Raw genomic sequence first — 25,181 nt, 5'->3', positions numbered from 1 at the left:
TTATTAAACATAGCATGTAGGGCGTATTATCGGTCAGCAGCATCGGTCTTGTATTGTTCGCGATCAATCATGGGAAATAAAATGTCTTTATATAAAGCATCGGCTAATAGCACCTTCAGTGTCAAAATAACGCTTTTATCAACGACCGTTTTATCACTTTTGATAGCCCATACGACTGCCCTGGCTGCGATGGACGATTCCATCGAAAAGGCATTGAAATTCGGTCAGGCCGATGACGCCAAATACGGACAGATAAAATTCAACCTGCGCTATCGGTATGAGAATGATGACAGCAAAGCGCCTGACAAAGCCGTCGGCAATGCCTCGACTGTTCGCCTGCGCCTGGGCTATTTGACGCCCGAATTCCACAGTTTCCAGATTTTCGCCGAATATGAAGGCAATCAGGATGTAGGCGCCAATACCTACAACAGCCTCAGAAACGGCCACGATACCTATGAGACCATCGCCGATCCGCAGCAGCACGAACTGAATCAATTCTGGCTCAGCTACAATGGCCTGCCCGACACAAAAATCAAACTGGGCCGCCAGCATATCACACTGAACAACCAGCGTTTTATTGGCGATCAGGACTGGCGGCAAATGCAGCGAACCTTTGACGCGCTAACGATTACCAATAAATCATTGCACAACACGACCATCCATGCCGGCTACATAACCAGTGTCAGGGATGTTACTGCCGAAAAAATCGACATGGACAGCCAGTTTATCAACGCCGGCTATGATTTCAAGCGCATCGGCACCTTATCGGCTTACACCTACCTGCTAGACTTCAACGACCGGCCAACCGACAACATAAAATCCAGTCAGACCTATGGCGTGCGTTTCAACGGAGGCGCCACGATCAATGACGATGTCTCAACGATCTTTACCAGCGAGTATGCCTATCAACAGGATTATGCGAATAATCCCGACGATTACGAAGCCGACTATGCCCTGTTAATAGCCGGCCTGAATGCTTATGGATTCATTGTCAAGGGCGCCGTGGAACAGCTGGGAGGTAAAGGCGCCGGCCCTGCTTTCCAAACGCCTCTGGCATCGGATCACTACTTTAATGGCTGGTCGGATCAGTTCACGGTCATACCGGTCAATGGACTGCGCGACACCTATGGCTCGATCGGCACCACAGTCATGGGCATCGATATCGAAGGCATTTATCATGACTTTACCGATGACACCGGCAAAATCGACTATGGCGAAGAATGGGATTTCATGGCCGTCAAAACCTTCGGCAAACACTACAGCCTGCTCGCCAAGTATGCTTATTACGATGACAACGGCGCGCTTACCGGCCTAACCGACACGCATAACTTCTGGCTGCAAGCCGAGGTCAGTTTCTAAACCACTTGATCAGATCATTCAATTAAATACCCGAGCCCGCGTAGATCCCGGCAATTTGAAATAAAGGCTGACAGATCCGGTCTAATTTTTAATAAGATTATCAAACGCTGTCAGGTATTGTTTTATAATCAAACATTAGTTTTTTATTATTTACTTAAATAAAGAGGTTACCCCGATGATCTTCAGACAACTTTTTGAACCCGACACCTGCACATACAGCTATCTCATCGGCTGCGAATTCACTCAAAAAGCCGTCCTGATCGATCCTGTCGCAAGCGAGGTGGATAGCTATGTGGCGCTTTTAAATGAATTGGGCCTAACGCTGATCTATACAATGGAAACCCATGTCCACGCCGATCACATCACCGGCGCAGGCCTGTTGAGAGACAGGCTGGGCAGCAAAGGCATCGTTCACCGCGATGCCGGCGCCATGTGCGCCGATTTACTGGTCACCGATGGTGTGCCGCTTCAGGCGGGCGAGATTGAAATACTCGTTCTCCATACACCGGGCCACACCTCGGGCTGTGTCAGTTACGTGGTCGGAGACCGTGTTTTTTCCGGTGATGCATTATTCATCAATGGCTGCGGACGCACGGACTTCCAGCAGGGCGATGCCGGCATGCTGTATGACAGCATCACGCAAAAGCTATTCACGCTGCCGCCTGACACGCTGCTATATCCAGGCCATGATTACAACGGCAAAACAGTATCCACGATCAAACAGGAAATAGCGACCAATACCCGTTTGGGCGGCGGCAAGACACGCGATGAATTCATTGAAATCATGGCGAATCTGAACCTGCCCTATCCCAAATATATTGATGAAGCACTGCCCGCCAATCAGTCCTGCGGTAAGCCGGATAAACACGAACAAGTCATACAAGGTTAACGATGCTGCTGTTAATTGCGCTTTCTCTGTTGATCGGTGTTCTGCTGGGCCTTCTCGGTGGCGGGGGCTCAATCCTGACCGTGCCGGTCCTGGTTTATCTGGCCGGCCTGTCGGCTAAAAACGCGATCATCACATCATTAATCGTCGTCTGCCTGACCAGCTTGATAGCCGTAGCCAACCATGCCCGCCGCGGCAAGGTTTGCTGGACGACCGGGCTGGCCTTCGGCCTGACCGGCATGATCGGCGCTTTTCTGGGCGGACGGCTCGCAACTTACGTTCCGGACTCGCTGCTGTTGGTACTGTTTGCCGCCATCATGCTGACTGCTTCGCTGTCGATGCTGCGCAATGAAAAAACGCCCAAGCCCGTGCAGACGCCGCAACTGTCATCACAAAAGCCCTGCCCCCGACACTTACCGTTTATAGCGCTGATGCTTGACGGCTTTCTGGTAGGCTCAGTGACGGGTCTGATCGGCGTGGGCGGCGGTTTCCTGATGGTTCCGGCACTGAATAACCTGGCAGGACTGCCCATGCATGCCGCCATAGGCACGTCACTGTTTATTATCGTTATGCAATCTTCGGCGGCCTTGGCCGGACACGCCAACCATATGACCATCGACATTGTTTTAACGGCGTTGTTTACAGCTTTCGCCATTATCGGCAGTTTTGTCGGCAGTAGCTTGTCCGGCAAGGTCTCCGGCCACCATTTAAGACGCGGCTTCGGCCTGTTCGTTTTCATTCTCGGCTGTTTCCTGCTCTATCGCGAGATCAATCCACCCATGATTGCGCAGTTAAAAGACCTCGTCATACGCCATCAGGACTTTATTCTCGGGGCATCGACCATTCTGCTCATTATGCTGTCTTATCGGATATGGCTATGGGCACATACGGTACAAAAAAACAATGATCGTAATCAAACTTGAGCTTTCAGTGTTAATTAGATAATATTGATTCAATACTACCTGGAGTCCATAAAGAATGAAAAATACCAAAAAGCTTTTGTCTCAATCAGTCATTGCCGGCTTAACCGCTCTCGTTTTGCCTTTAGCCGTACAGGCTAAATCCGATAACGCCCAAAACATGCACCAGTTGTATGAAGATAACTGCGCCAGCTGTCACGGCTCCGATCATGGCGGCTACCTGGCGCCGGCGTTGAATGCCGATACACTGAAAGGCCGCAGTCCTACCGCTTTGCGCACCGTGATCATGACTGGAAGTTTCGACACGCTGATGCCTCCATTTTACGGCCGTTTAACGGACGATCAGATCCGCGGCCTGGTCAGTCATCTGCAAAAAACACCCACGCTGGATAACCCGGCCTGGACGATTGATGACATGAAATCGTCATTAAAAGTGTACGTCAAAGACGAGAGCACCTTGCCCGACAAACCGACCTACGAAATCAGCAGCATGGATGATGTCATCGGTGTGGCAGCGCGCGGCAAGTACGGACGCGGTGATGGCTCCAAAGCCGTTTTCATCGACAGCACCACACATAAACAAATCGGCGAAGTCCCAACTGGCACTGCAGCGCACATCATCGACTACAACCCGGCCAATCCGCGCTGGGCTTATGTAAAAACCGACACGGCGGAAATTTTCAAAGTCGACCTGTATTCCATGAAAGCCGTGCGTAGCATCAAGACCGGCTTTAACGGCCCGGGCATGGGCGTATCGCGTGACGGCAAATACATCATGGCCGGTTCATTCGTGCCGCACAATGCCGTCATCCTGGACGCCGACACGCTGGAACCTTTGAAAACCTTTGAACTGGAAGGTGTTGACCCGGACGGCAAAATGGTTACCTCCGATTCCGGCATGGTGATCGGTACGCCCTATGACGACATTTTCGCCATTGCGCTGGAAAACGCCGGCCAGGTCTGGGTGGTCGACTTGAAAAAAGATCAGGATTTCCCCGTCACTAAAATCACTGATGTCGGCCGCCATCTGCACGATGCGTTCCTGACCCACAACGGCCGCAAACTGATGATCGCTTCTTACGATGACAGCATCGTCGCCGCGATCGACCTGAAAGACCGCAAGGTCATCAAGAAACTGGAAGCGGGCTGCGTGCCGCATGTAGGCGGCGGTTCCGCCGTGAAGGTTGACGGCCGCACGCTGGGCTTCGGCACCAACTTCGGCGATTGCGACAAAACAGTCGTCAGCGTCTGGGATCTGGATACCATGGAAGTCGTCAAACAAATCCCGGTTTCCGGCGGCACCGAATCACCGGCCGCACACGCTAACGCGCCTTATGTAGCCGTGGATATCATCAGCAAAGACAGACGCGCGCGTACTGTTCAGCTGATTGACAAGAAAACGCTGGAAGTCGCAAAAACGCTGGATGTCGGTGGCCACGCCTACTTCCCTGAATACAGCGCGGACGGCAAATTCCTGTATGTCAGCGCCGGTTACAGCGGCGATGAAGTCGTAGTCTATGATTCCAACTCGCTGAAAAAAGTCGCTTCCGTCTCGATGGAAAGCCCGGCCGGTATTTTCTCGCACGGCCGCGTTAAATACATGACCCGCGGTCTTTCTCCGGACGAAATGGAAGGGGCGAAATAATGAGAATATTTGCTCTTTCCACTGTGTTGATTGCAGGTCTGGCCGTCGCTCAAAGCGCTAACGCGGCAAGCATTTATGCAGGCCATGCGATTGCGGCAGCTGTCTGCTCACAGTGCCACGGCATTACAACCCCGTCCGCCGGCGCGCCTTTTCCGCCGTTGGCCGGACGTGATGCCGAATATCTGAAATCAGCGCTGAAGCAATACCGCGATAAGACGCGCGTATCGGACATCATGAATAATATTGCCGGCTCATTAAGCGATAACGATATCGATAATGTGGTCGCCTATTATGCAAGGCTGAAACCGTAAACGCGCATGAGAAAACTGCTGCTGTTAATGCTGGTTTCCAGTACAGCTCTTGCCGGTGAACCATCGGCAGACAGGCAAAACGCGCTGCGCAACATGCTCAAGCATGATTGCGGCGCGTGTCATGGCTTAACATTAAAAGGCGGCCTGGGCCCTGCCCTGCTGCCTGAGGCATTGGCCGGGAAGTCGGATGATTTTCTGGCCGATGCCATTCTTAACGGCCGCAAAGGCACTGCCATGCCGCCCTGGCAACAATTTATCAACCGCGATGAAGCGCTCTGGCTAATTAAAGTTTTACGCAATCCTGAGCATTAATCCATACTAAGCAACAGGATGCGCCCGCGCATCCTGTCCTGTTCAAAACTTTAAGGTGCGCAAGCGCATTATTGATCCATTATGAAAAAGCTAATCCCCATTCTAGGCTTCATATTTTCCCTTAATGCCGTGGCGGAACCGCGCGCTACAGGGGATTTAGGCGTCGTTATTCAACGCGAAGACGGCAAGACCCTGATTATTAACAGCACTGAGCACAAACAACTGGCTGAAATCGAAGGACTGGGGGACTTATCGCATGCGTCGGTTGTCTTCTCTCGAGACGAGCGCTATGCCTATGTTTTCGGCCGCGACGGAGGCCTGACCAAAGTCGATCTGCTCAATGATGCCATAGCCAAGCGCATCGTTCAGGCCGGCAACAGCATTGGCGGCGCTATCTCACAGGACGGCCGCTTCATCGCCGTATCTAATTACACGCCTGGCGGCGTCAAGGTTTTTTCCTCTGATACGCTGGAACTGATCGCCGACATTCCGGCCGAATATGACGATGGCAAGCTATCCAAAGTGGTAGGGATTGTCGACGCGCCCGGACAGCGCTTTGTCTTCAGCCTGTTCGATGCCGGCGAAATCTGGGTGCTGGACCTTAAAAACCCTAAACAGCCTGCCGTGCAAAAATTCAGGAATATCGGCAAGCAGCCATATGATGCCTTGATATCGCCGGATGGCCGTTATTATATCGCCGGTTTATTCGGCGAGCCTGGCCTGGCCCTGCTGGACTTATGGAATACGTCAGAAGGCATAAAACGCATACTGCCGGAATACGGCAAAACCGATGAAAAACTGCCGGTTTACAAAATGCCGCACCTTGAAGGCTGGGCTATTGCCGGCGATTATCTGCTCGTACCGACCATCGGCAAACACGAAGTGCTGGTGATCGACAAACGCCAATGGCAACTGGTGAAAGCCATCCCGGTAGCCGGACAACCGGTTTTTGTCAGAGCCCGGCCCGATGGCCGGCAAATCTGGGTTAATTTTGCCTTCCCCGATAACAGCCAGGTGCAGGTCATTGACGTCAAGGATCTGAACATCAGTAAAACCCTGACGCCAGGCAAGGCCGTGCTGCACATGGAATTTACGCCGCGCGGCGAGCAGGTCTGGGTGGCCGTACGGGATGACAATCAGCTGGTTGTTTACGATACCGAAACACTAACTGAAATAGCTCGTCTGCCGGCAAAAACGCCCAGCGGTATTTTCTTCAGCTCGCGGGCGCACCAGATAGGTCTGTAACATGCTGACGCCATTGCACAAGCGACTGCTGAATGATTTCCAGCACGATTTTCCGCTCACGGAGCGCCCTTATCAGGCCATTGCCGATGAACTGGGCGTTGCTGAAGATGATGTGATCTCGGCCTTGAACGATCTGAACGACAACCACTTTATCAGCCGCATAGGGCCCGTTATTCCGCCCAATCACATCGGCATCAGCACGCTGGCCGCGATGGCGGTGCCAGAAGAGCGGCTGCAGGAAGTCGCCGACAAAATCAGCGCCTATGCGGAAGTCAACCATAATTACGAGCGCGAGCACAGGTTCAACCTCTGGTTCGTGGTCATCGCCTCCGATGCCGCCCACCTGCAGGACGTAATTGACGCCATCGAACATGAAACCACTTATAAAATCATGCAACTGCCTTTGCTGGATGATTTTTTTATTGATTTAGGCTTTAAGCTGGACCTGAATAATGATTGACAGCCGCGACCTTGAACTACTGGAGCACATACAAACGGGACTGCCCGTTTGTTCCCGACCGTATGCCGAAATCGGGCACTGGTGCGACATGCCCGAATCGGAAGTGATTGAACGCCTGGCCCGGCTGAAACAACAGGGCCTCATCAAACGCATGGGCGTCATTGTCAAGCATCGGAAGCTGGGTTATCGCGCCAACGCCATGGTCGTCTGGAACGTGCCCGACGATCTGGTCAAGCAACTGGGCGGCCACATGAGCCGGTTTCCGTTCGTGACACTGTGCTATCAGCGGCCGAGACGACCGGACTGGCCTTATAATTTGTATTGCATGATCCACGGCAAAGACAGAGCTACTGTCCTGCAGCAACTCGAACAGCTTGCCGACGCCTGCGGCCTGACGAGCTTTGACCACGAAGTTTTATTCAGCCGCCGCTGTTTCAAGCAGCGCGGCGCCGTCTACAAGAACATCGCAACCGTAGCTGACGCGGAAGTAGCCCATGGATAATCTGGACAGAAAAATCATCAATGCATTGCAAGGCGGCTTTCCGATTTGCGATGCGCCTTACCGGCAGGTCGCCTTGACACTGAATATCACGGAAGCCGAACTGCTGACCCGGCTCCAGAATCTGCGGGCTAACGGTATACTGACGCGCTTCGGACCGCTTTATAATGCCGAGCAAATGGGCGGCGCACTGACACTGGCTGCCGTTAAAGCCCCTGAAGACCGGGTTGATGAAATCGCCGGCATTATCAATGCCTTTCCCGAAGTAGCCCACAATTATGCACGCCAACATACCCTGAACATGTGGTTCGTGATCGCCACGGAAACGCCCGAACAAGTCTGGCAGACCATTGAAGCGATAGAGCAGCAAACTGGACTGGCCGTCTACAATATGCCGAAAATAAAAGAGTACTTCGTCAACCTGAAGCTGGAGGCCTGACCATGCTCGATGCCATAGACCGCAAAATCATCGAAGCCACGCAGGCCGGCCTGCCGCTGACGCCGGAACCTTACCAGACGATCGCCGAAAAACTGAATCTGACCGCCGATGAGGTCATGACGCGCCTGTCGGCCATGCAGGCCAGCGGCATCATCCGCCGCATCGGCGCCGTGCCCAATCACTACAAGCTGGGTTACCATTACAACGGCATGACGGTCTGGGACATACCCGATGGCAGGATCGACGAACTGGGGCGGCAAGTCGGGCAACTGGAATTCGTCAGCCATTGCTACCACCGCCCGAGACATCTGCCCGACTGGCCCTATAACCTGTTCGCGATGGTGCATGGCAAAACGCAGGCCGACGTTGACCGACAGATCCGGCAGATCGCCGACCTGCTTGGCGACTACAATCGCGGCTGCGATGTGCTGTACAGCACGAAAATCCTGAAAAAAACCGGTTTTCGCAGCCGCTCTAAAAGTACCCCATCCGATACCGTAGCCCCATAATATGTTCAGACTCAGCCACTACATGCGGGAACTGATAGCCCCGACGCCGATAAAACCGGCACGCAAGCCGGCCGCGCCGGTCGTTATCTGGAACCTGATCCGCCGGTGCAACCTGGCCTGCAAGCACTGCTACACGACCTCGGCCGATATCGATTTCCCTGACGAACTGAGCACGCAGGAAGTCTATAGGGTCATGGACGACTTGAAGGCGTTCAAGGTGCCGGTGCTGATCCTGTCGGGCGGCGAGCCGCTGCTGCGCCCTGATATTTTCGACATTTCGCGCCGGGCTAAAGACATGGGCTTTTACGTCGCACTGTCGAGCAACGGCACGAAAATTACGGCCGACAATATCGATGAAATCGCTTCGATTGATTATCAATATATCGGCGTCAGCCTGGATGGCATCAAAGACACGCATGACCGGTTCCGGCGCATGCCGGGTTCGTTCGACGAGGCGCTGCGCGGCGTGCATCTGTGTCTGGAGAAAGGCATCAAGGTCGGCATCCGCTTCACCTTGACGCAGGATAACTACCAGGACTTTCCGGCCCTGCTGCAATTAATGGACGACCATGACATCGACAAGTTCTACCTGTCGCACCTGAACTACGGCGGCCGCGGCAACAGAAACCGCAAGGATGACGCGCATTTTCAGATGACGCGAGAAGCGATGGATTTGCTGTTCGAGACGAGCTACGAATGGCTTAAAGCCGGCAAGGACCGCGAATTCGTCACCGGCAACAACGATGCCGATGCCGTTTATTTTCTGCACTGGGTCGCCAGAAAATTCCCCGATAAAGCCGACCATATCAAGGCCAAGCTGGAACAATGGGGCGGCAACGCCTCCGGCGTCAATGTGGCCAATATCGACAATCTCGGCCATGTGCACCCGGACACGTTCTGGTGGCATTACGATTTGGGCAATGTCAGGCAGCGCCCTTTTTCGGAAATCTGGATGGATGTTTCCGACCCGCTGATGGCCGGGCTTAAACAGAACCCGAGGCCCTTGGAAGGCCGTTGCGCAACCTGCCATTTCCAACGCATCTGCAACGGCAATACCCGGGTCAGGGCGCAGCAAACATCAGGTAATGCCTGGGCCGAAGATCCGGGCTGTTATCTGACTGATGCAGAAATTGGAGTTAATCCTGGGGAACAGTTTAATGGCGTAATCGATACTAATATCATGTAAAGAGACCAAACTCTTGCCGCCTCTTGAATGCGGTAAATGCGAGAGGATCCATTATTCAACCTTTAACGACAACGTGCTAATAATCTCGTCATTCTCCCGTTTAGGATCAACCGAGGGATCGAGAATAAACACGCGGTCATTATCTATGCCGCCTTGCTGAACGAGATATTTTGCAATCGCCTGAGCCCGGTCCGCGGCCAGCTCTTTAAGCCGCTTTTGTTCCGGCTGGATAGCGGCGGTCAGCTTCTGCCTGGCGACTTCGTAAAAATCGCCGGCTTTCGAATCCTTTAAGCGCGGTGTGCCGAAAAACGATCTGTCCGCCAGCAACGGAAACTTCTCTATAAACATATCTGCCAGTAAGCGCTTGTATTGTTCATCGGATAGTTCGATATATTCCGCGAGTATTTTTTTGCTACCCTCTTTGTCTATCTCCGACACCCGCCTTTTCTTGAGCTGATCCAACAAGGCTGCATCGGTCATGGCGGGCCAGTCCTGCTCCAGGAAAGCAGCGCCTTTGATGTCGACATTCAGCGCCGGCCGGTCATTGAGCGCTTTGGCCACTGCCTTCAGCTTCTTCTGTTGCTGTTCATCCAGTTCGGCCTTGCCGGCGGCGAAACTGATCGAGCTCAGATCCTCCTTGCCATTAGCCAGTGAAGCCAGCGCATTAAACGGCGACTTGACTATTTTGGTAATGACATTCACCAGGGCATCGGTAATGATCGCGCCGATGCTGAATTTCGGGTCTTCAAGACTGCCGGTAATCGGCACATCGATTTTTATTTTTCCCTCTGAATCTTTCATCAGCGCCACAGCCAATTTAAGCGGCAAGGACACGGCATCAGGATTCTCCACTTTCTCGCCCAACGTGAGCTGGTCGATCAGGATGCTGTTCGATGCGGTTAATTTACCGTCATCAACGGCATATTTCAGCCCCAGTGTCATCTTGCCTTTTTCAACCTTATAACCGGCAAACTCCACCATATAAGGCGAAATCAGCGGCATCGGCATGCCGCGAAAATTCATTTCCAGATCGAAATCGCCCTGATACGGGCTGACTTCGCCCTTGATATCGACCGGCGCCAGATCGTAGGCCATACCTTTTAAAGCGACATTGATCCGGGACTTTTCTTCCGAGGAAAATCCGCCGGCACCACCATTGAGATCGGTAATATGTGCCGCGAAAGGCAAAATCAACGATAAATCGGCGAAATCCGAAGAGCCGTCCGTTATCCGAATCCGGTCGATTTTAAAATATAACTTTTTGCGATCGGCAGATGCCTTTGTTTTGACCGGCTGCGTTTTTTTGCCCTGCTTCGCTTTTTTAGCAGCCGGCGGCGCTTTCTTAGCCGGCTTCGTTTCGGTTTTTTCACCAGCCACCATCACGTCATTGAAATTGACCGACTTGTCCTTCTTGATGATCACCCTCGCGTAAGGTTTGTCGATAGCCAATGTGCCGGCCGTATAACGCTCGGCCAGCACATCCGCCTTTATATCGTTCAAGGCCAGATTTTTCCATTTGATAAAATCCTTATTGACCAGCTGATCGCGCGTCAATAAATAGGCAATGCCGGTATTACCGTTAAACTTGATATCCGGCGGCTTTTGTTCCTGTAGCGCGACCGACAGTTTGCCGTCCATATTGAATTTGCCATCCATGATATCGAGCCGAGCAAACTTATCCAGATAAGACTGGAAGGCTTCCAGGCCGATATTCTTGACGCCGACGGACATTCGGGTGGAAAAAGGCTCGCTGACCATATCGCCTTTAAGCGCTATCGACCCATTTTTATTGACGCCTGCATTGAGTTGAAAAGGCATGCTAGTGCCAGCCTCAGTGCTGAAATTGTTCAGCTTGAAATTAACGTCGGAGAGCTTCACCGCGACAGGGTTTTTCAACGTCTTGTCTTCAAAAGCCAGCGCTGAATTATTGAGCGCGATGTTGTTGACTTTAAGTTTCCATGGCGTTTTTTCAGCGGCTGGCGGTTGAGGCGCCGAGTTGGGAGCCTGAGCTTCATCGCCTTTATTGGCCGCGAACAAAGCCTGGTAATTGATGACGCCCTCTTTGTTCAGCCAGGCCTGAACATCGGCGCCGTCGGCTGAAACGGAATCGATTCCGACTTGCTGCCGGCTCAGATCCAGGTCGATTCCGCGCACTGAAAAACTCGGCAGTTTAATTAAAACTTTATCCTGCTCTCGTTCCGAAAACTGGAAGTCGCGAATGTCAAACCGTCCCTGGCTGATCACAAGTTTGAGGTTGTCGTCCGCATAACTGGCCTTGTAATCGACTTCGAGCAGTTCTTCGCCCTTCAAGTTATAGGGAACTGAATCCTGCAACGCCAGCTTCTGAACTCTCTCAAGCGTCACCTTTTCCAGCTTGACATGGCCTTCCGAGGATATAGGGTCGGTATTTAGCGTGCCTTTCCAAGTCAGGTGCTCGCCCGTATTCAGCACTAACGACAAATCAATGCTGAATCGGCCTTTCTCTTTTAAAGAATTGATCTTGTAAGTGGTCGTCAGCAGTTCGTCGCCCTTGAATTCAAGCGGAGCTTTTTCCTGTGTGCCCAGCGCCAGGATTTTTTGCAGCTTGATTTTATCGAGCTTGATACTGCCTTCTGAAACCACCGGGTTAATGCCGGCCGTGCCCTGCCAGTCAAACTGGCCGCCCGGCGACAGCACGAGCGACAGACTTAATTTGAACAGCTTGTCGGCCAGCGTCGAGAAATTATCTATCTGGAGATTGATCGGGAAAATCTGCTCTTTTATCGGCCGCCCGGCAGAGGCATCTTCGTAAGCCAGTTTCCCTTCCGCCATCGACAGTTTCCCGATCGTTACAGGAAACATTTCCTCTTCTTCCTGTTTGGGTTCAGCTTCATCCTTGATCAAGTCGGTAAAATTGAAGTCCCCGCTTTTTTGTCTGGCGATATGAACAAAAGGCTTTTCCAGCCGTACATCGTCAATAACCAATGCGGACTGTTTGATGGATTCAAAGGCATTAATATTGAAATGGAAGTGATCGAAAGCGGCGAAAGGCTGGCCGTTTTTTTCCTGTACCTCGACGTTCTGCAAGCTTGCAAACAGTGTAAACGGATTAAACTGAACCTTTTCCACGGATGCTTTCCTGCCGGTTTGCTGCTCAATCATGTCGGGCAGTTTTGCTTTCAATACCGCCGGCACAATATAAAAACCGGCCACGGCATAGACAGCCAGAACAATGGCGATCGTCAATAAAACCTTTGCAATGATGGATACTGCTTTCCGTGTGTTTATCATAACCCCTGCAATCAGATCAGTTTCACCTGCAACCATTTTAAACAAAAAAGGCGACCCTACCGCCGCCTTTTTTGTGACAAACCACTGAGATTTAACTTATATATTCTGATAAATTCTGATAGCCGGTTTCTTCGTGCAGCACGATGTCCAGTCCCTGCATTTCCTCATCGGCTGTTACCCGCAAGCCTATCAGTTTATCCAGCATTTTCAATATCAGATAACTGAAACCAGCGCTCCAGAGCACCGTAACGGCAATCGCCAGTGCCTGCACGCCGACCTGGTCCATGATCGTTACGCCATCGGCCAATCCCAGGCCGCCCAGACTGCCCGCCGCAAACACGCCGGTCAATAACGATCCGACAATGCCGCCTACTCCATGCACGGGAAACACGTCCAGTGAATCGTCGATTTTCAGCGTGCGCTTTACATAGTGCGTCGCGTAGAAACAGACGATGCCGGCGGTAATGCCGATTGCCAAGGCGCCGACCGGACCTACGAAACCGGAAGCCGGCGTAATCGTGCCCAATCCTGCTACCATGCCGGTCACAATGCCTAAGACACTCGGTTTGCCAAAATGTTGCCATTCGACAAACATCCAGGCCAAAGAACCGGAAGCCGCGCCGATGTGCGTGACCAGCATGGCCATGCCGGCATTGCCATTAGCAGCCAAAGCGCTGCCGGCGTTGAAACCGAACCAGCCCACCCACAACATGCCGGCGCCGGTCACGACCATGGTCATGTTATGCGGCGGCATGGCCGTGGTCGGAAAGCCGCGCCGATTGCCCAGCACCAGCGCCGCCACCAGGGCCGCAACGCCGGCATTGACGTGAATCACGATACCGCCGGCGAAATCCATCGCACCCAGATCGGCCAGCCAACCACCGCCCCAGAGCCAGTGGCAAACCGGCAGATAACAGAGAATCAGCCACAAACCGCTGAACCAGAGCATTGCCGAAAACTTCATGCGCTCGGCAAAACCGCCGACGATCAGTGCCGGTGAAATAATCGCGAATGTCATTTCAAACATGAAATAAACTGTTTCGGGAATATCGCCTGTCAGTGATTCAGTCCTGATATCCGGTAAAAAAAACTTCGACGTGCCGCCTATCAGCTTTTGCAGATCGCCGCCATCAGAAAAAATCAGGCTATAGACACCGGCCAACCAGAGTATGGAAACCAGACAGGTAATTGAAAAACACTGCATCAAAACCGACAGCACGTTTTTGCTTCTGACCAGCCCCCCATAAAACAGCGACAGTCCCGGTATCGTCATAAACAAAACCAGCGTCGTCGATGTTAAAACCCAGGCCGTATTAGCCTGGTTCAACTCGCCGGCCACAGCCAACTCCGGCAGTAATAATAAAGTTAAAAACAATTTACCAAATTTAAACAACATTCTATTTCCGACATAATTAAATAGCGTCCTCCCCGGTTTCACCCGTTCTGATCCGAATCACCTGCTCCAGATTGGAGACAAAGATTTTCCCATCACCGATTTTGCCTGTATTGGCCGCTTTTACGATTGTTTCTACCGCCTTATCCAAAATATCATCCGGCACTGCGATTTCCAGCTTAACCTTGGGCAGGAAATCCACCACATACTCAGCCCCCCGGTACAGTTCGGTATGGCCTTTCTGGCGCCCGAAGCCTTTAACCTCGGTGGCAGTCACGCCGGCAACGCCAATTTCAGATAACGCCTCTCTTACATCATCCATCTTGAACGGTTTAATGATTGCTGTGATTAATTTCATGATTTCTCTCGATTATTAAGTAAAAATTAGGAATAACATCAGCGGTCATCATAGTGAATTATCAATCAACATACAATTGTCCGTCCGGCCGCCTTGGCATGCCGGAAAAACCCGTATTAATCCAAACGAAAACGGGCGCATTGCGCGCCCATCTTCTATCCGGTGTCGATGACTTCAGTTCACCGTTTCATAATGCTCCAAATATTGACTTTATTGAGCTATCCAAAAGCGCCCAAATTAAATGTTATAGGCCGTTTCGCCATGCTCCGAAACATCAAGTCCTGCGCGCTCGACCTCTTCGCTGACCCGCAATCCGACCAGCATGTCCACGATCTTATAAGCAATGAAGGACACCACACCGGACCATATGATTGCAACGCCGACCCCCCATGCCTGGCTGGCGATTTGGCCGGCCACGCTGTATTCGGCTACGCTATTGGTGACATAGTCCCAAACGCCGGTGCCGCCCAGTGCCGGATTGGCAACGATACCTGTGCCTAAAGCGCCAATGATGCCGCCGATCCCGTGCACACCAAACGCATCCAGCGAATCATCATAATTAAGCTGGCTTTTCAGGCTTGTAACTGACCAGAAACAGATAGCGCCGGCGACCAGCCCAAGAATGATAGCGCCCATCGGCCCGGACCAGCCACAGGCAGGCGTAATGGCAACCAGGCCAGCAATAGCGCCCGAAGCCGCCCCCAACATACTGGGCTTGCCGCGAGTTATCCATTCGGCAACCATCCAGGCCAGGGTAGCCGCCGAGCTGGCCAGCAGTGTATTGACAAAAACCAGAGCGGCTAGACCGTTGGCTTCCAGATTGGAGCCCACATTAAAGCCAAACCAGCCGACCCACAGCAAAGCCGCACCGACCATGGTCATCGTGACGCTATGCGGCGCCAGGGATTCCTTTTTGTAGCCGATGCGTTTGCCGATCATCAGGCAACCTATCAAACCGGCAATGCCTGCATTGATATGCACCACCGTGCCGCCGGCAAAATCCAGCGCACCTTTTTGGAACAGGAACCCTGCCGTAGCACCGGCTGCTTCAGCAGCCGCGGCATCGGTATAGGCATCAGGACCCGCCCAAAACCAGACCATATGCGCCATCGGCAGATAGGCGAAAGTAAACCAGATCAGCATGAACAATAATATGGCTGAAAACTTGACGCGCTCGGCAAAGGCGCCGACGATCAGCGCAGGCGTAATGCCGGCAAAGGTAAGCTGAAAGGCAACATAGATATATTCAGGCACATAAACGCCCTTGCTGAATGTGCCGACTGCCGACTCCGGCGTTATGCCTTTAAGAAACATCTTGCTGAGCCCGCCGAAGAAAGCGTTGCCCTCGGTAAATGCGATGCTGTAACCGTAAATTGCCCACAATAGCGCCATCATCGAAAAAATCACGAACACCTGCATCAGCATGGAAAGCATATTCTTTGCGCGCACCATGCCGCCATAGAATAGCGCCAGACCGGGCACGACCATCAGAATGACCAGCACTGTCGCAACGATCATCCAGGCGGTATCGCCTTTTTCGATCGGCGTAGCCGCCGGCGCAGTTGGTGCAGGAACAGCCGGCGTTACGGTTTCCACTAAAGCCACGCTCGGCTCTGCGAATGAAAGCCCTGCAAATCCCAGTAACGTAAACAGTATCAAGGTGTTTAAAAGTCTTCTCATATCTCCCCCTAATTTATAATGCTTCATCGCCGGTTTCTCCGGTACGAATCCGGACAACCTGCTCCAAATTAGTGACGAAAATCTTGCCGTCCCCAATTTTGCCGGTACTAGCGGCTTTGGCGATCACCTCTACGGCCTGATCGACCAGTTGGTCGCCTACCGCAACTTCAACTTTTGCTTTAGGTAAAAAATCAACCACATACTCAGCTCCGCGATACAGCTCGGTATGTCCTTTCTGGCGGCCAAATCCTTTGACTTCGGTTACCGTGACGCCGGAAACGCCTATATCTGAAAGGGCTTCGCGGACGTCGTCCAGTTTGAAGGGTTTGATAATAGCGGTTATCAGTTTCATACAACACCTCATTGCTTACGTTAACTGTTGGAATATCCAATGCACAGACTGTGCCAAGCAAAAACCCCTGATAAATGCTGAAAAAAATAGTGTTTTATAAAAAAAGCCGCACAACTGCGGTGCAAACCCGGTTTTTTCAGCACCATTTTGAAGCTTAAAACCGCTTTAAAGTAGTGCAAGTTTTTAGCCGCCCGGATTGTGGATAGCCAAAATCATTGCAAAGAACTTTAATCAAAATTTTTATTGCAAAAGACACCTAACGCCTGAGATGATTCAGCTTGCGCTACAATAAATTAAATTATTGGCATTATGTAAATTATGCGTTCCCGCGGAATAACTTCAGGGCAGAACTGCGCATATGACAGAACCGCACCAAGTTGGGTCAAATAAAGAATTTTTCGCACCATTTCTGCTCATAGCTGACAGCATCGGTTCGGCTGAATTCTTTTAATTCTTAATCCCAACCCGGCCTAAGCATATTTGGCCCGTATTTTGCTGTTGAAATTTGGACTGTATTAATAAAGCCACAATTTGCGTTTCAAACAACAATGTCTGAAATTAGTTTTATCGATATATTTTTAATTTAGACCAAGCCTGGCATCCCGACCAATTATTTTCCGGGGTGTTTTATAAGCATCTGACAAAAGGCACTACCTATGCTGACTCATCACAAAAAAAATAATGGCTGGCCACTGACTTTGTGCAGCGCCCTGCTTTGCTCATCACTGGCACAGGCGGACGACAAAGGCGCGGTTGAAAGTCTGACCGGTTTCAATATTAATGAAACAGCGCCCATGAAAAACCTGGGCATCAATGTCGGCGGCTGGATCTCAGCGGGTGTCGCAGGCAATCCAGACTCCCCAGAAAGCAGAACAAATGGCCCCGTCACTTTCAACAATCGCGCCAACGAATTCAATGCCCATCAGTTGTATGGCTTCATTGAAAGAGCCGTTGACGCCGAAAGCGACCAATGGGACCTGGGATTCAGGGCCGATGTGGTTTATGGCATAGACGCTTTTTACACCACGCAAGCCAACTTTGACGACAACCTGATTACGGACAATTCTTCACGCCTTTACAAACTCGCGTTCCCGCAAGTCTATGCGACAGTTTTCGCGCCTGTCGGCAACGGCATCACGACCAAGATCGGCCATTTTTATACCATTATTGGCAATGAAGTCGTCACCGCGCCGGACAACTTCTTTTTCTCTCATGCCTACACCATGCAATATGGCGAACCGTTCACGCATACCGGCATCATATCGTCCTACCCCGTCAACAAGAACATCAGCATTACCGGCGGTGTTGTGTCAGGCTGGGATTCGTTCTTTCAGGAACCGGCCAATTTCCTGGGCGGCGCCACCTATACCACCGACGATGAAAAAACGTCATTGGCCTTCTCGCTGATCACCGGCGACGTCAACAAGAATGATGAGCACAATCGCACGATGTACAGCGTTGTGTTAAGCCACGACATTACCGACAGTCTTCATTACAAACTGCAACACGATCTAGGCATAGAGGAAAAATCGCTAGGCGCGGATTCGGGCAAATGGTACGGCGTCAACCAATACCTGACTTATGATGTGTCCGACAAAGTCGGTGTCGGTACGCGCCTGGAATGGTTCCGCGACGAAGACGGCTTCAGGGTCAACGGCAACAAAGCTCATTTTCTGGCCGCCACTGTAGGGCTGAACTACAAGCCCATGTCCTGGCTGACACTGCGCCCCGAGGTCAGATATGACCATTCAATCGAAAACAGCGCGTACAACGATGGTTTAAGCAATGACCAGGTCCTGATTTCAGCCGATGCAATCGTTCGCTTTTAATCCCAGAGCTTTAAATTTTATGCGACACAAGGATGTGTTTCATATTTCAAGCGATGCACTAACACCGGGCTTATTCAGCCCATTTTTTTAGTGGCTAAGCTATAAAAAAAAAGGTATGTTATACCGTTTGCCTTTTATAATAATCCGTTCAAGACCATCCAGGAGACAAAGTAAATGTCTGTAGAAAAAGTACTTAAAATGATCAAAGAAAACGACGTGAAATTCGTCGATTTTCGTTTTTGTGACACACGCGGCAAGGAGCAGCATGTCACATTCCCGGCCCATACCATTGATGAAGATACCTTTGAAGAAGGCAACATGTTCGACGGTTCGTCAGTTGCCGGCTGGAAAGGCATCAATGAATCCGACATGATCCTGATGCCCGATCCGACTACCGCGGTCATGGATCCGTTCTTCGATGACAACACGCTGATCCTGCGTTGCGACATCATCGAGCCAAGCAACATGCAAGGTTACGAGCGCGACCCTCGCTCTATCGCCAAACGCGCGGAAGCCTACCTGCAATCAACCGGCATCGCCGATACCGCTTTCTTCGGTCCTGAAAACGAATTTTTCATTTTCGATGACGTCCGCTGGAACGCCGACATGAGCGGCTCTTTCTTTAAAATCGATTCACAGGAAGCCGGCTGGAACTCGGAAAAAGTCTATGAAGACGGCAACATCGGCCACCGTCCGGGCGTTAAGGGCGGTTACTTCCCTGTGCCACCGGTTGACTCATTCCAGGACATGCGTTCCGCAATGTGCCTGACGCTGGAAGAAATGGGCATGCAAACCGAAGTTCACCACCACGAAGTGGCGACGGCGGGCCAATGCGAAATCGGCGTAAAATTCAATACGCTGGTTAAAAAAGCCGATGAAGTATTGCAACTGAAATATGTCATCTCCAACATCGCGCACGCCTATGGCAAAACCGTCACTTTCATGCCTAAGCCCCTGGTTGGCGACAACGGCAGCGGCATGCACGTACACCAGTCTTTAGCCAAAGGCGGCGTGAACCTGTTCTCAGGCGACCTGTACGGCGGCCTGTCCGAAACGGCCCTGTACTATATCGGCGGCATCATTAAACACGCGAAAGCCCTGAACGCTTTCACAAACGCATCAACCAACAGCTACAAACGTCTGGTTCCAGGCTTTGAAGCCCCGGTCATGCTGGCTTATTCCGCACGTAACCGTTCCGCTTCCATCCGTATTCCATACGTACAAAACCCTAGAGGCCGTCGTATTGAAGTGCGCTTCCCTGACTCGACCGCAAACCCATACCTGGCATTCTCAGCGATGATGATGGCCGGCCTGGACGGCATTCAGAACAAGATCCATCCTGGCGATGCCATGGATAAAGACCTGTACGACCTGCCGCCGGAAGAAGAGAAAGAAATCCCGCAAGTCTGCCACGCCTTTGACCAGGCACTGGACGCATTGGACAAAGACCGTGAATTCCTGACCAAAGGCGGCGTATTCACTAACGACGTGATTGACGGCTACATTAAACTGAAAATGGAAGAAGTCACTCGTCTGCGCATGAGCACGCACCCTGTGGAATTTGATTTGTACTACAGCTTGTAAGCTCTGCAGTGGTCAACTGACCGCTTATCAAGCCTACACAAAAACGCCCCATTTTGGGGCGTTTTTCATTCTAGCGACTTGCATTGCCGTTCCGGCGTTTTATCATATAGCGGTGCAAACCCGCCTGTTCACTCAGACATTTTTTCTAAAACCGTTAAAACACAATCCATGCACCATGGTCTGATAATTGCTTGGATTAAAGCACAGCATCAATAAAGCCCTTAGAGGAACCGTGTATAAACGCATACTTGAACACCTTAACGAAGCCATTTTGCTGTTTGACCATCAGTTGAAGCTCACCTACATCAATACGGCAGGCGAGATGTTATTGGCCGACAGCGCACGCCATCTGATAGGCCTCAGCGCTCAAGATTTATTCAGGTCTTCCGATTCGGCCCTGCTCCTGAACCTGCAGCAATGCCTGACGATGGAAGAGCCGCTGGTCGATCGCGAACTGAGCCTGGACCGCATGGCTCAGACTGTCACTATCAACTTTAGCGCGACGCCCCTGCATAAGCACCAGCAACTGTCGGAAATCCTGGTAGAACTGCAACAGGTCGACACTCACCTGCGCATATCGAAGGAAGAACAGCAACTAAGCCGGCAAAACACAGCCCGACTGCTGGTCAGGGGGCTGGCCCATGAAATCAAGAATCCGCTGGGCGGCCTGCGCGGCGCGGCGCAACTGCTGGACCTGGAGCTGCACGAACCGGAGCTCAAGGAATACACGCAAATCATCATTGCCGAATCGGACCGGCTACAGGGATTAATGGACAAAATGCTGGGCCCCAACAAACTGCCTGATAAAAAAGCCTTGAACATTCATGAAGTCTTGGAGCGCGTCAGACAACTCGTGCAAGCCGAATCGGCCGGTCTCAAGGTCAGACATGACTATGACCCCAGCATCCCCGAGATTCATGCCGACAAGGACCAATTGATCCAGGCCATCCTGAATATCGCCAGAAATGCCGCACAGGCTATGGAAGGCAAAGGTGAAATCATGATCAAAACCCGTATACACCGGCAGATGACCATAGGCCGCAAACGTTACAAACTGGCCGTCAAAATCGACATTATCGACTACGGCCCTGGCATAGATGCCGACATGCTGAACCAGATCTTTTATCCGATGATTACGGGGCGCGCGGAAGGCACCGGACTGGGGTTATCGATAGCGCAATCCCTGATTAATCAGCATAACGGCCTGATCGAATGCAGCAGCGAACCTAGCCATACCGTGTTTTCGATCTTTTTACCCGTGGAGCCTGGCCATGCATAGCCTTGAAACCGTCTGGGTCATTGACGACGACAAATCCATACGTTGGGTTCTGGAAAAAGCGTTCGAAAAAGCCGCCATCACAACACGCAGCTTTTCCAGCGCGAAGGATTTGCTGACGGCCCTGCAGCATGAGTCACCCGATGCCCTGCTGACCGATATCCGCATGCCCGGCATGGATGGTTTGGAACTGCTCGATAAAATCCAGCACAGCCATCCCGATCTGCCGGTTATCGTCATGACCGCGCACTCCGATCTCGAAAGCGCGGTCTCGGCATTCCACGGCGGCGCCTTCGAATATTTGCCCAAGCCCTTCGATATCAAGGAGGTCGTCGATCTCGCGCATCGCGCCTGCGTTCACAGCCGCCAGCAGCGGGAGCGCGCCCGCGGCCATGAAGAAGCCACCCTGATAGAAACCCCGCCGGAAATCATCGGCGAGGCACCCGCCATGCAGGAAGTCTTCCGCGCTATCGGTCGGCTGGCCCGTTCGCACATTACCGTGCTGATCAATGGCGAATCGGGTACCGGCAAGGAGCTGGTCGCCAAAGCCCTGCACCGGCACAGCCCCCGAGCTCAAAAACCTTTTATCGCCCTGAATATGGCCGCCATTCCGAAAGACCTGATGGAATCGGAACTGTTCGGCCATGAAAAAGGCGCGTTTACCGGCGCGCAAGCCCGGCGAGCCGGCCGTTTCGAACAAGCCAATGGCGGGACGCTGTTTCTGGACGAGATAGGCGACATGCCGGCCGAACTGCAAACGCGGCTGTTACGCGTGCTGGCCGATGGCGAATTCTACCCGGTCGGTTCGCATGCGTCCGTGAAAGTCGATGTGCGCATTATTGCCGCCACGCACCAGAATCTGGAAATCCTGGTCAATGAAGGCCGCTTTCGCGAGGATTTATTTCATAGACTGAACGTCATTCGCATCCATATTCCGCCGCTGCGCGACAGGAAGCAGGACATACCGCTGCTGCTGCGCTATTTTCTTAGCCAGGCCGCGATTGAGCTGAATACCGAAATCAAAACCCTAAAGCCCGAAGCCGAGACATTTCTGAGTTCGCTGGAATGGCCCGGCAACGTACGGCAACTGGAAAACTGCTGCCGCTGGATGACGGTCATGGCGTCGGGCCGCGAAATTCACATCCACGACCTGCCGCCCGAACTACTGCATACCCACTCGGAAAAAGACGCCATAGACGGCGATTGGCAATCGCTACTGAGAACCTCGGTAGATCAGCAACTGCAGGCCAAAAAGCCCGAAATCGCCAAACACATCATTCCAACCGTCGAAATACTGCTGATCAAGGCCGCATTGGACTTCACGCACGGCAAACGCCACGAAGCGGCGATCATGCTCGGCTACGGACGGAATACCTTGACGCGCAAGATAAAGGAATTGGGAATAGAGGAAGAGTAATTTTGACAGGCCGGAAATACTACGACCCACATCGATGAAAGCTGATGCCGGAGTGGTTTGTGCTCCCTTACAAAGCCGTAGGATGTGCTGACGAAGGAAGCGCATCAATCGCGAATGACGGGCCTCCTTCGTCAGCCCATCCTATAGTTCTGCACTTGACTCCAAAGGAGGACAAAACCCTCGTGGAGTATATGAAAACATTCACAGACCAGTTTCGCGTCAGGAAGCCATAGGCTTTCACCATGAATTAATGCAGTAATCAAGTGCCCACGGCACGCGCCAACGTGCCGTAAGCTAACCTCGCTGTTTGTCAGACCATCGCCATTCGGGTAACTTAGGAAACCTCACAACACCCCCACCGCACGCCGCAGGCGCAAGGCAGCCAGCGCGGCATCGTAGTTGGCATTGTTGAAATTATCGTGCGATGTAGTGCGCAGGTCTTCGGCTTTCAGTACGTCGGTATTGGTCGACAGGCCCTGCTGGTAGCTATCGGTAGTCACCCGCATGTTTTCTTCAGCCTGCTCAATGGCTTGTCCGGTCACGGCGATGCGTTTTTGGGCTTCCTGCCGATCCAGCCAAGCCTGACGTACTTGCAGGCCAATCGTGCTGGTCAAGTCGTCGCGCTGCTCCTTCAGGGAGATGGCCTGCCGGGAGATAGCGTCGCTTTGATGGCGCGTGCTGCCGTCGAACAGTTTCCATTTGACGCCGGCGTTGACCATCCACATGCTTTCAGCGGCCTGGTAGCGGTTTTCCTGGTACTGATAACCGCCGTTGATGGCGACCTGCGGCAATACGCCGGCCTTGACGCTCTGCGCCTGTTGCTCCAGAGACTCGATTTGCCGCGTCAGCACGGCCAGTTCGGAACGTTGCTTAAAGGCGTTATCACTCAGCGCTTTCAGGTCTTCCTTGAGCATGTCTGGAAATTGCTTGACCAGTTTGACCTCATCGGCAAGATCGCGGTCCAGCAGCCGGTTATAGCCGGCTTTGGCAATATCGAGCCGGTTGCCGACCTGAACGACCTGCTGCTCGGCATTGACCAGTTCCACGTTCGCCGCCAGCACATCATTACGGGCCACCATGCCCTGGTCGAACAGATTGTTCACGTCGACGGCATGCGCTTTCAGACTCTCGACATGGCTTTGCGCGACCTGCAGAGAGCTTTCGGCGCGCAATACCGCGATATAAGCTTCGGCCACCTGCATTTTTATATCCAACTGGGCCGTGGTTTCATTGTGCTGCGCGGCCTGGAGGGACGCTTCGGCGGCATTGATGCTGTGGCTGATGCGGCCGCCCGTATAAATAGGCAGCGTAGCGATAGCCTCCGCATCCATGCTGCCGGGCTGCGCGGTATTGAACTGGGCCGTTCTGCCGTCTATCTGCGTCACGGCGCCCGGCGTTTCACTACGCTGAGTATAACCGCTGCTGACATTAAATTCCGGCAGCCGCTGCCCCCTGGCCGAATTCAGCTGCTCTTCGGCGGCGGACGTATCAGTTTTGGCCGCCTTGATCTGGTGGTTATTATCAATGGCGCTGTTCCAGGCCTCTTCCAGGGTTTCGGCCGATACGACAGGCGCGCACAGGCCGATTAAAAAGCTGATTAAGCTGGCGCGCAGATAGTTGTTATTGGTCAGCATGCAAAATGCCCCGCATATAAAAGGGAATGACTTGATTAATCACGCGGTTTTTCTCGTCCGTCGAGGGCAGCGGTTTGATCGCCAGCAGACAGGGAAGATACAGATCACCTTTCAGCAGATTGAAAAACGCATTCGCCGCAAACGTTGGATCGGCAATGTTAAAGCGGCCGCCGGCATTCAGTCGTCGCAGATAGTTTTCCAGCCAGTTCAAGGCCGGCAACGGGCCGCTTTCATAGACTAGTCGACCCAGCTCCGGGAAGTCGTGGCTTTCCGCGATGACCAGCCTGTAGATGGCCAGCCCGTCTTCCGCGAAAAGCAAATCCATAAACGAGGTGGCGATCTTTTTCAGATTATTTTCGACATCGTCCGATTCGGTAACGGCCTCGGTCATGGTGCGCAATAACGCTGTGCATAAGGCTGAAACGACGGCGGCCAGTAGCGCGGGTTTGCTGTCAAAGTGATTGTACAGCGTCGCCTTGGAAACGGGCGCGGCCTGCGCGATTTTGTCCATGCTGACATTCCGGTAGCCGTGCGCCAGAAACATGCGCGTGGCGGCGTCAATAATGGCTTGCCGCTTGGGATCAATGGATTTCATCATTGCCGAAAGAAAACTGTTT

General features: G+C 52.4%; 23 protein-coding genes. 16 read left to right on the top strand and 7 right to left on the bottom strand.

What is annotated here, in order from left to right; genetic code table 11:
* Positions 1–81 precede the first annotated feature (81 nt).
* From METLU_RS0123165 to nirJ, 12 genes are all read left to right on the top strand, one after another.
* Positions 82–1,359: an alginate export family protein gene (locus METLU_RS0123165; protein WP_196806592.1), complete on the top strand. Its 1,278-nt coding sequence runs from the start codon at positions 82–84 to the stop codon at positions 1,357–1,359.
* Between the two features lie 175 nt (positions 1,360–1,534).
* Positions 1,535–2,248 (top strand): MBL fold metallo-hydrolase, encoded by a 714-nt coding sequence (locus METLU_RS0123160; protein ID WP_027160275.1) that lies wholly within the window; start codon positions 1,535–1,537, stop codon positions 2,246–2,248.
* A 2-nt stretch (positions 2,249–2,250) separates the two neighbouring features.
* Positions 2,251–3,168: a sulfite exporter TauE/SafE family protein gene (locus METLU_RS0123155; protein ID WP_027160274.1), complete on the top strand. Its 918-nt coding sequence runs from the start codon at positions 2,251–2,253 to the stop codon at positions 3,166–3,168.
* A 55-nt stretch (positions 3,169–3,223) separates the two neighbouring features.
* Entirely contained in the window at positions 3,224–4,810 is a 1,587-nt protein-coding gene (locus tag METLU_RS0123150; RefSeq protein WP_027160273.1) for a nitrite reductase, read from the top strand.
* Positions 4,810–5,121 (top strand): c-type cytochrome, encoded by a 312-nt coding sequence (locus tag METLU_RS0123145; protein WP_027160272.1) that lies wholly within the window; start codon positions 4,810–4,812, stop codon positions 5,119–5,121. Before METLU_RS0123150 ends, METLU_RS0123145 begins: the two co-directional genes overlap by 1 nt.
* Before the next feature lie 6 nt (positions 5,122–5,127).
* The gene (locus METLU_RS0123140) at positions 5,128–5,433 is read left to right on the top strand and encodes a c-type cytochrome (protein ID WP_027160271.1); all 306 of its coding nucleotides are present in this window, start codon (positions 5,128–5,130) and stop codon (positions 5,431–5,433) included.
* Positions 5,434–5,514: 81 nt separating this feature from the next.
* Positions 5,515–6,678: a cytochrome D1 domain-containing protein gene (locus METLU_RS0123135; RefSeq protein WP_027160270.1), complete on the top strand. Its 1,164-nt coding sequence runs from the start codon at positions 5,515–5,517 to the stop codon at positions 6,676–6,678.
* 1 nt (position 6,679) lies between these two features.
* Positions 6,680–7,138 (top strand): Lrp/AsnC family transcriptional regulator, encoded by a 459-nt coding sequence (locus METLU_RS0123130; RefSeq protein ID WP_027160269.1) that lies wholly within the window; start codon positions 6,680–6,682, stop codon positions 7,136–7,138.
* Positions 7,131–7,640 carry a siroheme decarboxylase subunit beta gene (gene ahbB / locus METLU_RS0123125; protein WP_027160268.1) on the top strand — a complete coding sequence of 170 codons (510 nt, stop codon included), beginning with the start codon at positions 7,131–7,133 and terminating at the stop codon, positions 7,638–7,640. The genes METLU_RS0123130 and ahbB (METLU_RS0123125) overlap by 8 nt, the downstream gene beginning before the upstream one ends.
* Positions 7,633–8,076, top strand: a complete 444-nt coding sequence (locus METLU_RS0123120; protein WP_027160267.1) for an Lrp/AsnC family transcriptional regulator — start codon at positions 7,633–7,635, stop codon at positions 8,074–8,076. Before ahbB (METLU_RS0123125) ends, METLU_RS0123120 begins: the two co-directional genes overlap by 8 nt.
* A 2-nt stretch (positions 8,077–8,078) precedes the next feature.
* Positions 8,079–8,585, top strand: a complete 507-nt coding sequence (gene ahbB / locus METLU_RS0123115) for a siroheme decarboxylase subunit beta (protein WP_027160266.1) — start codon at positions 8,079–8,081, stop codon at positions 8,583–8,585.
* Between the two features lies 1 nt (position 8,586).
* Positions 8,587–9,771 (top strand): heme d1 biosynthesis radical SAM protein NirJ, encoded by a 1,185-nt coding sequence (gene nirJ / locus METLU_RS0123110; protein WP_027160265.1) that lies wholly within the window; start codon positions 8,587–8,589, stop codon positions 9,769–9,771.
* 51 nt (positions 9,772–9,822) lie between these two features.
* Here the strand turns inward: nirJ and METLU_RS0123105 are convergent, their stop codons facing one another.
* From METLU_RS0123105 to glnK, 5 genes are all read right to left on the bottom strand, one after another.
* A complete protein-coding gene (locus tag METLU_RS0123105; protein ID WP_027160264.1) occupies positions 9,823–13,041 on the bottom strand; it encodes a DUF748 domain-containing protein in 3,219 nt (1,072 codons plus the stop codon).
* 91 nt (positions 13,042–13,132) lie between these two features.
* Complete coding sequence (locus METLU_RS0123100) at positions 13,133–14,437, bottom strand: ammonium transporter (RefSeq protein WP_027160263.1); 1,305 nt, start codon at positions 14,435–14,437, stop codon at positions 13,133–13,135.
* 16 nt (positions 14,438–14,453) lie between these two features.
* Entirely contained in the window at positions 14,454–14,792 is a 339-nt protein-coding gene (locus METLU_RS0123095) for a P-II family nitrogen regulator (protein WP_020159458.1), read from the bottom strand.
* A gap of 237 nt (positions 14,793–15,029) precedes the next feature.
* Positions 15,030–16,472: an ammonium transporter gene (locus METLU_RS0123090; protein WP_027160262.1), complete on the bottom strand. Its 1,443-nt coding sequence runs from the start codon at positions 16,470–16,472 to the stop codon at positions 15,030–15,032.
* 13 nt (positions 16,473–16,485) lie between these two features.
* Positions 16,486–16,824: a P-II family nitrogen regulator gene (gene glnK, locus METLU_RS0123085; RefSeq protein WP_027160261.1), complete on the bottom strand. Its 339-nt coding sequence runs from the start codon at positions 16,822–16,824 to the stop codon at positions 16,486–16,488.
* A gap of 656 nt (positions 16,825–17,480) precedes the next feature.
* Here glnK and METLU_RS0123075 point away from each other — a divergent pair.
* The 4 genes from METLU_RS0123075 to ntrC all read left to right on the top strand — a co-directional run bounded on the left by METLU_RS0123075 (position 17,481) and on the right by ntrC (position 22,930).
* Positions 17,481–18,653, top strand: a complete 1,173-nt coding sequence (locus METLU_RS0123075) for a porin (protein ID WP_027160260.1) — start codon at positions 17,481–17,483, stop codon at positions 18,651–18,653.
* A 174-nt stretch (positions 18,654–18,827) separates the two neighbouring features.
* Positions 18,828–20,237: a glutamate--ammonia ligase gene (gene glnA, locus METLU_RS0123070; protein ID WP_027160259.1), complete on the top strand. Its 1,410-nt coding sequence runs from the start codon at positions 18,828–18,830 to the stop codon at positions 20,235–20,237.
* A 232-nt stretch (positions 20,238–20,469) separates the two neighbouring features.
* A complete protein-coding gene (glnL, locus tag METLU_RS0123065; protein WP_027160258.1) occupies positions 20,470–21,516 on the top strand; it encodes a nitrogen regulation protein NR(II) in 1,047 nt (348 codons plus the stop codon).
* A complete protein-coding gene (ntrC, locus tag METLU_RS0123060) occupies positions 21,509–22,930 on the top strand; it encodes a nitrogen regulation protein NR(I) (RefSeq protein WP_027160257.1) in 1,422 nt (473 codons plus the stop codon). Before glnL ends, ntrC begins: the two co-directional genes overlap by 8 nt.
* 344 nt (positions 22,931–23,274) lie before the next feature.
* Here ntrC and METLU_RS0123050 read toward each other — a convergent pair whose 3' ends face one another.
* Both METLU_RS0123050 and METLU_RS0123045 read right to left on the bottom strand, forming a co-directional pair.
* On the bottom strand, positions 23,275–24,564 hold the full coding sequence (locus METLU_RS0123050) for a TolC family protein (protein ID WP_027160255.1): 1,290 nt from the start codon (positions 24,562–24,564) through the stop codon (positions 23,275–23,277).
* On the bottom strand, positions 24,551–25,162 hold the full coding sequence (locus METLU_RS0123045) for a TetR/AcrR family transcriptional regulator (RefSeq protein WP_027160254.1): 612 nt from the start codon (positions 25,160–25,162) through the stop codon (positions 24,551–24,553). Before METLU_RS0123045 ends, METLU_RS0123050 begins: the two co-directional genes overlap by 14 nt.
* Between the last annotated feature and the right edge of the window lie 19 nt (positions 25,163–25,181).

The sequence above is a fragment of the Methylobacter luteus IMV-B-3098 genome (assembly GCF_000427625.1).
In the GTDB taxonomy this organism is placed as follows: Bacteria; Pseudomonadota; Gammaproteobacteria; order Methylococcales; family Methylomonadaceae; genus Methylobacter; species Methylobacter luteus.
Note: the sequence above shows the minus strand (reverse complement) of the source record. Positions and strands in the feature narration are given on the sequence as shown.

What these genes read in the sequence shown, in the direction of transcription:
- ahbB (WP_027160266.1), top strand. Translation starts at nt 8,079, where the DNA reads ATGCTCGATGCCATAGACCGCAAAATCATCGAAGCCACGCAGGCCGGC.
- METLU_RS0123135 (WP_027160270.1), top strand. Translation starts at nt 5,515, where the DNA reads ATGAAAAAGCTAATCCCCATTCTAGGCTTCATATTTTCCCTTAATGCC.
- glnK (WP_027160261.1), bottom strand. Translation starts at nt 16,824, where the DNA reads ATGAAACTGATAACCGCTATTATCAAACCCTTCAAACTGGACGACGTC.
- ahbB (WP_027160268.1), top strand. Translation starts at nt 7,131, where the DNA reads ATGATTGACAGCCGCGACCTTGAACTACTGGAGCACATACAAACGGGA.
- METLU_RS0123120 (WP_027160267.1), top strand. Translation starts at nt 7,633, where the DNA reads ATGGATAATCTGGACAGAAAAATCATCAATGCATTGCAAGGCGGCTTT.
- ntrC (WP_027160257.1), top strand. Translation starts at nt 21,509, where the DNA reads ATGCATAGCCTTGAAACCGTCTGGGTCATTGACGACGACAAATCCATA.
- METLU_RS0123050 (WP_027160255.1), bottom strand. Translation starts at nt 24,564, where the DNA reads ATGCTGACCAATAACAACTATCTGCGCGCCAGCTTAATCAGCTTTTTA.
- METLU_RS0123095 (WP_020159458.1), bottom strand. Translation starts at nt 14,792, where the DNA reads ATGAAATTAATCACAGCAATCATTAAACCGTTCAAGATGGATGATGTA.
- METLU_RS0123150 (WP_027160273.1), top strand. Translation starts at nt 3,224, where the DNA reads ATGAAAAATACCAAAAAGCTTTTGTCTCAATCAGTCATTGCCGGCTTA.
- METLU_RS0123045 (WP_027160254.1), bottom strand. Translation starts at nt 25,162, where the DNA reads ATGATGAAATCCATTGATCCCAAGCGGCAAGCCATTATTGACGCCGCC.
- METLU_RS0123160 (WP_027160275.1), top strand. Translation starts at nt 1,535, where the DNA reads ATGATCTTCAGACAACTTTTTGAACCCGACACCTGCACATACAGCTAT.
- METLU_RS0123100 (WP_027160263.1), bottom strand. Translation starts at nt 14,437, where the DNA reads ATGTTGTTTAAATTTGGTAAATTGTTTTTAACTTTATTATTACTGCCG.
- nirJ (WP_027160265.1), top strand. Translation starts at nt 8,587, where the DNA reads ATGTTCAGACTCAGCCACTACATGCGGGAACTGATAGCCCCGACGCCG.
- METLU_RS0123145 (WP_027160272.1), top strand. Translation starts at nt 4,810, where the DNA reads ATGAGAATATTTGCTCTTTCCACTGTGTTGATTGCAGGTCTGGCCGTC.
- METLU_RS0123140 (WP_027160271.1), top strand. Translation starts at nt 5,128, where the DNA reads ATGAGAAAACTGCTGCTGTTAATGCTGGTTTCCAGTACAGCTCTTGCC.
- METLU_RS0123130 (WP_027160269.1), top strand. Translation starts at nt 6,680, where the DNA reads ATGCTGACGCCATTGCACAAGCGACTGCTGAATGATTTCCAGCACGAT.
- METLU_RS0123165 (WP_196806592.1), top strand. Translation starts at nt 82, where the DNA reads ATGTCTTTATATAAAGCATCGGCTAATAGCACCTTCAGTGTCAAAATA.
- glnA (WP_027160259.1), top strand. Translation starts at nt 18,828, where the DNA reads ATGTCTGTAGAAAAAGTACTTAAAATGATCAAAGAAAACGACGTGAAA.
- METLU_RS0123105 (WP_027160264.1), bottom strand. Translation starts at nt 13,041, where the DNA reads ATGATAAACACACGGAAAGCAGTATCCATCATTGCAAAGGTTTTATTG.
- METLU_RS0123075 (WP_027160260.1), top strand. Translation starts at nt 17,481, where the DNA reads ATGCTGACTCATCACAAAAAAAATAATGGCTGGCCACTGACTTTGTGC.
- METLU_RS0123155 (WP_027160274.1), top strand. Translation starts at nt 2,251, where the DNA reads ATGCTGCTGTTAATTGCGCTTTCTCTGTTGATCGGTGTTCTGCTGGGC.
- METLU_RS0123090 (WP_027160262.1), bottom strand. Translation starts at nt 16,472, where the DNA reads ATGAGAAGACTTTTAAACACCTTGATACTGTTTACGTTACTGGGATTT.